This window comes from Pseudomonas sp. OF001 (assembly GCF_904426495.1).
Taxonomy (GTDB): domain Bacteria; phylum Pseudomonadota; class Gammaproteobacteria; order Pseudomonadales; family Pseudomonadaceae; genus Geopseudomonas.
This window is the reverse complement of sequence record NZ_CAJGBM010000036.1, coordinates 1-6,560: the sequence shown is the minus strand read 5'-3', so window position 1 is coordinate 6,560 and position 6,560 is coordinate 1. Positions and strand designations below refer to the sequence as shown.

Below are 6,560 nucleotides of genomic sequence, written 5' to 3'. Positions count from 1 at the left end.
TCTGGATCATCAAGCATGGGATCAAGGCTTCGGGCATGCCTGCCTGGGGCAAGAGCATGGGCGATGAGTATATATGGGGAATGGTGGCCTTCCTGGAGCAGTTGCCGAAGCTTGATGCGCAGGAATATCAAGCATTGGTGGCGAGCAGCGCCGGTCACCAGCATGGCGGTGGCGAAACCATAATGCACGATCATGAAGGGCAGCATAACGCTCAGGATACAGGCGCCCAAGGGCATCATGAGGTAAGCCAGGAGGGGCATCATGCTGGAGAAATGACTGCTCCTCATCATGGATCAGAGGATGCAAGCAGCTCTTCCGCCGCCATGCCTCCGCCAATGGTCCATACCCACGCCGATGGGAAAGAGCACGTCCATGGACACTAGTCGCCAGATCCAGTAACCGCTGGATCTGTCCTGGCGTTCCTACGAGGTATGTGAGAGTCCGTAATAGTGAGGGTTCGGCGATGGGTTTTGGGGGAATTAGTATTTGGCAGTTGCTGATTATTCTGGTGATTGTGGTAATGCTTTTTGGGACGAAGCGCCTAAGAACCTTGGGAGGGGATCTTGGCGGAGCCATCCGATCTTTTCGGAGCTCGCTTGAGGAGGGGAAAGACCATCCCAGTGGCACATGCACCTCAACAGAGGCAGATGGCCAGAAGTTCCTGGATGTCAAAAAAGGCTAGAGGTTTTAACTTGAGAGCGGGGCAGCTATTTGCCCCGCTCTTTTTTGCTAATTACCAAAAGGATTCGGTAGACAAAACTCAGCCGTCGCTCCGGCAGCCCGTGCCCATGACTAGATACTCAATCGTGTTCAAGGAGCCCTGTGAGTCTTCGTAGGTGATTCTTGCCGGAACGACACGACAGACCTCGGCTGGACGGCTTACGCTGACAACCTTGGTGATATCCATTTCCATTCCGTATTTGTATTTTATTACTTGCGGGGCAGGCTTTCCTTGATCCTCAGCATACTTCTGAACCAGTGCCTGATTTTTATGCAGGATTCGGTCCGACTCCTTGTCGGAAATATCGTTCGCCATGGCGAATGGCATTGACATCGTTGTGGCTATAATCATGGCCAATCTTATATATTTCATTTGATTTTTCCTCATGGTGAGCACGGAGTTGATTGTGCCGCATGGACGCTGTCGCAAGCATGACCGGAAAATTAATTAACGGTAATGTTTGGGGGCTTGGTTGGCCGCCCGGCCGCTTTGCCAATGGAGCCGAAGAGCCTGCATGCCCCGACCAGGGTGACCCCGAAAATGATATGAGTGAGCAACGTGTCCCAGCCTAGTGATACCGAAAGCCAGGGAATGAGTGCTGTCGTGCCCGCGCATTCGAAGCCCTTCCGGTCAAGGGGTAAAGAAGCGTTCGTCGAATCGCATTCCGGTCGCAACGTCGGTCATGTCGACGGTCTCTATCAAGATTCCGCCAACCTCAAAGCTTTTGACCCGGAGCGGAAACAAAGTGTCTTGCGCCAGCCAAACTTGATAGCGATGGACACCAGCTACGGTAACTCCCGCGGCGCCGATGATGTCGACACCGACAGTAGGCCGCCCAGCCACAACTGCCTCACCCAGTGCTACCGCCTGGCCACGAGCACGCAGCGTCAGAAGGTTTTCCAGCAAAGCCCCCACGTCGGAGCGATCGACCCGGTGGCCGCGAGCGCTGCGGACCAGCGGATTGTCCGAGTCCAGGGTGAGCACCAAGGTGTGTTTCAGACCAAACGGCCAGAGGCGAACCTTGCGCGCGTCGGGGTCGTAGATCAGTACCGCGCCACTATGGGGCTGGACGAACTCCATCCTCACCCAGCCAGGTTTACGGTAGAAATAACGGATGACCTGTCGTTCGCCGTCAGCAGCCACCGAGCGCACGGTGACCTGATAAGTGCTCACTTCACGGAAACGGTCTACAGCGTCGGAAAGCGGATCGGCCATGACGCCACTCATAAGTAGCGTGAAGATCAGAGCGCCCCATAACACCTGCTACTCCCTGACCTCGAGCACTCCTGCCATGCCGCGCTCGCGATGACTCTTGAAAAACAACAGCCGGTTTGGGCAATGGAACAGGTATTTACCTGCCGGCAAATCCAAGCGCAGCACCTTCGCCGTCTCACCAATCGAAACGTCAGCCAGGGATTTGCCGCTGGCCGTCTCCAGGACGAACCGGTGTGGGATGATGCCGGGCTCCATCCGCACTGCGAGCTCCAACCCTTGCCCCGCTTTCACGACGATATGTTCGGGCCGGAAGAAATAGCTGCCACCCACGATGGCGACCCGTTGCATGCCATCAGCAACTTCACTAGTTGGGAGAAGGACTCCGCGCGGCTCAGTGGCAGCCGCGTCGAGCGAGAGTAAGGTCGTGAGAATGGAACCACAGAGCAGCTTTAATGGTTTCGCCATAGCGATATGGTCCTCGTGTCTGTGGATGCAAAAACCTCTCGCGCTCAGAGAGCAGCATGAGCGTGCACAAGCTACTCCTTCTCGAGCCGAGCTGACCTCCTTTGTGGATCTGATCAACGGAAACCTCCATTAAGTGCATGGCCTCCGAGGCGGCTATTGGGTGATCCTGATTCCCCATGCGGTGAGTCTAGCCACCAATTTTGCTAAAATAATGCTGGTCGCCCCAAATGAGCGCGAAGGTGAGGTCAGAGATCAGTTACGCCGGCCTGCGTTCCGTCGTATTGGCCGGCTTGCCCCACGCTATCTGCCCTACAGCGAGCTACGTACGCATCGTGAGGCCATCGCTCGGTTTGGTCAGGTTTTACGCCCAATAGAGTAAATCGCCCGGCAACTGACTTGAGATGGCGGCCTGACCAAGGAGCTGAGTGGCACTGAAATGTCAGGCTTACTTTGATTTCTGGATTGAAACGATAATGGCCGCCATATTCTGACTACGGAATTCAAAGTCTACCTTGTCGCCGACTTTCAACCCTTTGAGCTGCTCGGGTTTAGCCTGAAAGCCCATAGTCATAGGGGGCCATTGCAGGCTGGGGACCGGACCGTGGGCTAGGGTGACGATCCCTTTGGCTGTGTCGATGGCCTTGATCGTCCCGCTGGCCTTGGCTATCGGGGCAGAGCCGTCTTTTTGCTCCATTTTCATGGGGTGCTCCATCGGCATCTGACCCATGGGCATCTCCTGGCTGCCTGCCGCCAGAGTGATCTGACTGAAGGCAAGGGCCAGGGTGGTAGTGAGTGCGTACTTCATTGCAAGTTTCCTTCTTGGCTCGATGGTTGACTGGATAAGACCGTGTTGTCTGCAATCGGTGTTGCTCAAGGCGACCGCTCTCCAGGCCGCCTTGAGCCGATCCTTGGTTCTGTCTTGCCTCAGCGCTCGCCATCGATCACTGCGCTTTGCGCCGCATCAGCCAATACGCCGCCGGCAAGACCAGCATGGAGAGCAAGGGGGCGGTAATCATTCCTCCGACCATAGGCGCGGCGATCCGTTTCATCACTTCGGAGCCAGCGCCACTACCCCACAGGATAGGCACGAGGCCGGCAATGATCACTGCGACCGTCATGACCTTCGGTCTGACACGCAACACCGCGCCTTCACGGATCGCCTCAAGCAAGTCGGGGTTGTCGTCGCGGCCGGTAGTGATCCGAGCGTGCCAAGCGTTTCTGAGGTAGATCAACATGATCACCCCGAACTCCGCGGATACCCCTGCCAGAGCAATGAAGCCGACCCCTGTGGCGATCGATAGGTTGAAGCCAAACCAATAGAGCAGCCAGATGCCCCCGGACAGCGCAAAGGGCAATGTGACCATGATCAGCAAGGCTTCGCTGAGGCGGTTGAAGGTGAGGTAAAGCAACACGAAGATGATCAGTAATGTGGCCGGGACCACCCATGCCAGCCGAGCATTGGCGCGCTCCAGGTATTCGAACTGCCCGGAGTAGGACACCGTCATGCCTGCCCCCGGCTTCACTTTTTCGGCAACCCGCTGCTGCAACTCTCGTACCGTCGACGCCAGGTCTCGCCCACGGACATCGACGTATACCCATCCAGAGAGGCGACCGTTCTCGCTACGCAGCATCGGTGGCCCCTCGCTCAGGCGGATGCTGGCCACCATTCCCAGTGTGATCTGCTGTCCTGCGGCGGTGAGAATCGGTAATAGCCGAAGCGCTTCGGGACTGTCTCGCCATTCGCGTGGGTAGCGCAGGTTGATCGGAAAACGCGCCAAGCCCTCGACGGTTTCGCCGATATTGCTGCCGCCGATGGCCCCTGACACCACGGCCTGTACCTCGGCGATGCTCATTCCGTAGCGCGCCGCAGCGAGGCGATCAATCTGGATGTCGATGTAGCGCCCGCCGGTCAGCCTTTCCGCTAGGGCAGAGCTGACGCCCGGTATCTGCTTGGCTACGGCTTCTACCTCCTGAGCGACCCGCTCGATTTCGTCCAGGGAAGTCCCTGAAACTTTCACGCCAATCGGGCTCTTGATCCCGGTGGCGAGCATGTCGATACGGTTGCGGATCGGCGGCACCCAGATGTTCGAGAGGCCAGGGACTTTCACTGCACGATCCAGCTCCTCCACCAGTTTCTCCGGAGTCATGCCTGGACGCCATTGGTCGCGAGGCTTGAACTGGATCGTGGTTTCGAACATCTCCAAGGGGGCTGGGTCGGTGGCGCTTTCCGCGCGTCCAGCTTTACCGAAGACCCGTTTGACCTCGGGCACCTTGTGAATCATGCGGTTGGTTTGCTGCAGGAGCTGCGTCGCTTTGCTCGCCGGCAAACCGGGAAGCGCCGATGGCATATACAACAGGTCGCCTTCATCCATTTGTGGCAAGAACTCCCCTCCCAAGCGGCTCAACGGCCAGAGGCTGGACAGGAAGACCAACAAAGCCAAAGCCAGGGTGGCTTTCGGCCAGGCCAGTACCGCCTCCAGTACGGGTCGATAAGCCGCGATCAGCCAGCGGTTCAACGGGTTCTGCTGCTCGCTGGGAATCCGCCCGCGAATCCAGTAGCCCATCAGTACCGGAACCAGAGTGACTGATAAGCCGGCGGCAGCCGCCATGGCATAGGTCTTGGTAAAGGCCAGGGGGCCAAACAAGCGGCCTTCCTGGGCTTCCAGGGTGAATACGGGGAGGAAAGACAAGGTGATGATCAGCAGGCTGAAGAACAGCGCTGGGCCGACTTCGGCGGCGGCTTCACCGATCACCCGCCAGTGCTGGTCGCCCTGCAGGGGCTCGGTTGGGTACCGCTCCTTCCAGGCCTCGATGTGCTTGTGCGCGTTTTCGATCATCACCACGGCCGCATCGACCATGGCGCCAATCGCGATAGCGATTCCGCCCAAGGACATGATGTTGGCGTTGACACCTTGGTGGCGCATGATGATGAACGCCACGAGGATGCCTAGCGGTAAAGTGATGATCGCCACCAAGGACGAGCGCAGGTGCCAGAGGAAGATCAGGCACACCAGCGCGACCACCGCGAACTCCTCCAGCAGCTTGAAGCTGAGGTTGTCGATGGCGCGATCGATCAACTGTGAGCGGTCATAGGTCGTCACCACTTCGACATCGGCTGGCAAGCTCTCTTTAAGCGCCTCAAGTTTCTCTCGCACTGCCCGGATGGTGTCGCGGGCGTTTTTGCCCGAGCGCAGAATGACCACGCCGCCGACCACTTCGCCTTCGCCATCCAGTTCGGCGATACCGCGGCGCATTTCCGGCCCCAGCTGGATGGTGGCAACCTGACCGAGCAGAACGGGCACCCCAGCGGGGGTGGCTCGCAGCGGCACATTACGGAAGTCCTCCAGGCTCTGCAGATAGCCCGAGGACCGCACCATGTATTCGCGCTCGGCCAGTTCGAGAACGGCACCGCCGGTTTCCTGGTTGGCGCTCTTCAGGGCTTCCTCAACTGCTTGCTGCGTAATGCCGTAGGCGACGAGCTTCTGCGGGTCGAGTACAACCTGGTATTGCTTGACCATTCCGCCAAGCGTGGCGACTTCCGCCACATTGGGCAAACTCTTGAGCTCGTACTTCAGGAACCAGTCCTGTAACGCACGGAGCTGTGAGAGATCATGCTGCCCACTGCGGTCGATCAGAGCATATTGATAGATCCAGCCCACCCCGGTGGCATCGGGCCCCAGGGTCGTCGTGACACCTTCCGGTAACCGCTCCTGGGCCTGGTTGAGGTACTCCAGCACACGCGAGCGTGCCCAGTAGAGATCAGTGCCGTCTTCGAACAGCACGTAGACGAACGAGTCGCCAAAGAACGAATAGCCGCGCACTGTCTTGGCCCCGGGCACCGAGAGCATGGTGGTGGCTAGTGGGTAGGTCACCTGATTCTCGACGATCTGTGGTGCCTGGCCAGGGAAGCTGGTGCGGATGATCACCTGGGTGTCAGACAGATCCGGCAGCGCATCCAGCGGTGTGCTGCGCAGGGACCAGATGCCCCACGCGGTAATGAACAAGGTCGCCAGCAGAACTAGAAAGCGGTTGCCGATCGACCAGTGGATCAGTCGCGCGATCATTGGCTATCCCCTTGCTTGCTGAGTCGTTCGATGATCAGCCCCGAATCGGTCAGTTGGGCGCCAATTCGCACGCGATCTCCAACCTTCAGTCCGGC

The 6,560-nt window shown here is 58.3% G+C and carries 7 protein-coding genes; 2 read left to right on the top strand and 5 right to left on the bottom strand.

What is annotated here, in order from left to right; all coding sequences use genetic code 11:
- Together RA210_RS21895 and tatA are read left to right on the top strand one after the other, a co-directional pair.
- A partial coding sequence (locus RA210_RS21895) for a c-type cytochrome (RefSeq protein ID WP_442963406.1) occupies positions 1-383 on the top strand: 383 nt, incomplete at its 5' end.
- Between the two features lie 80 nt (positions 384-463).
- Positions 464-682, top strand: a complete 219-nt coding sequence (tatA, locus tag RA210_RS17520; protein WP_201487446.1) for a twin-arginine translocase TatA/TatE family subunit — start codon at positions 464-466, stop codon at positions 680-682.
- A 78-nt stretch (positions 683-760) separates the two neighbouring features.
- Here the strand turns inward: tatA and RA210_RS17515 are convergent, their stop codons facing one another.
- The 5 genes from RA210_RS17515 to RA210_RS17495 form a co-directional block, all read right to left on the bottom strand.
- Entirely contained in the window at positions 761-1,093 is a 333-nt protein-coding gene (locus tag RA210_RS17515; protein WP_201487444.1) for a DUF2790 domain-containing protein, read from the bottom strand.
- A 258-nt stretch (positions 1,094-1,351) separates the two neighbouring features.
- Positions 1,352-1,936 (bottom strand): hypothetical protein, encoded by a 585-nt coding sequence (locus RA210_RS17510; protein WP_236574793.1) that lies wholly within the window; start codon positions 1,934-1,936, stop codon positions 1,352-1,354.
- A 48-nt stretch (positions 1,937-1,984) separates the two neighbouring features.
- Complete coding sequence (locus tag RA210_RS17505) at positions 1,985-2,284, bottom strand: hypothetical protein (protein ID WP_201487443.1); 300 nt, start codon at positions 2,282-2,284, stop codon at positions 1,985-1,987.
- Positions 2,285-2,846: 562 nt separating this feature from the next.
- Entirely contained in the window at positions 2,847-3,206 is a 360-nt protein-coding gene (locus tag RA210_RS17500) for a copper-binding protein (protein ID WP_201487442.1), read from the bottom strand.
- A 136-nt stretch (positions 3,207-3,342) separates the two neighbouring features.
- Entirely contained in the window at positions 3,343-6,465 is a 3,123-nt protein-coding gene (locus tag RA210_RS17495) for an efflux RND transporter permease subunit (RefSeq protein WP_201487441.1), read from the bottom strand.
- Between the last annotated feature and the right edge of the window lie 95 nt (positions 6,466-6,560).

Excerpts from the sequence above, each read along its gene's own strand:
- RA210_RS17505 (WP_201487443.1), bottom strand. The coding sequence starts at position 2,284 with ATGCAACGGGTCGCCATCGTGGGTGGCAGCTATTTCTTCCGGCCCGAA.
- RA210_RS17510 (WP_236574793.1), bottom strand. The coding sequence starts at position 1,936 with ATGGCCGATCCGCTTTCCGACGCTGTAGACCGTTTCCGTGAAGTGAGC.
- RA210_RS17495 (WP_201487441.1), bottom strand. The coding sequence starts at position 6,465 with ATGATCGCGCGACTGATCCACTGGTCGATCGGCAACCGCTTTCTAGTT.
- tatA (WP_201487446.1), top strand. The coding sequence starts at position 464 with ATGGGTTTTGGGGGAATTAGTATTTGGCAGTTGCTGATTATTCTGGTG.
- RA210_RS17515 (WP_201487444.1), bottom strand. The coding sequence starts at position 1,093 with ATGAAATATATAAGATTGGCCATGATTATAGCCACAACGATGTCAATG.
- RA210_RS17500 (WP_201487442.1), bottom strand. The coding sequence starts at position 3,206 with ATGAAGTACGCACTCACTACCACCCTGGCCCTTGCCTTCAGTCAGATC.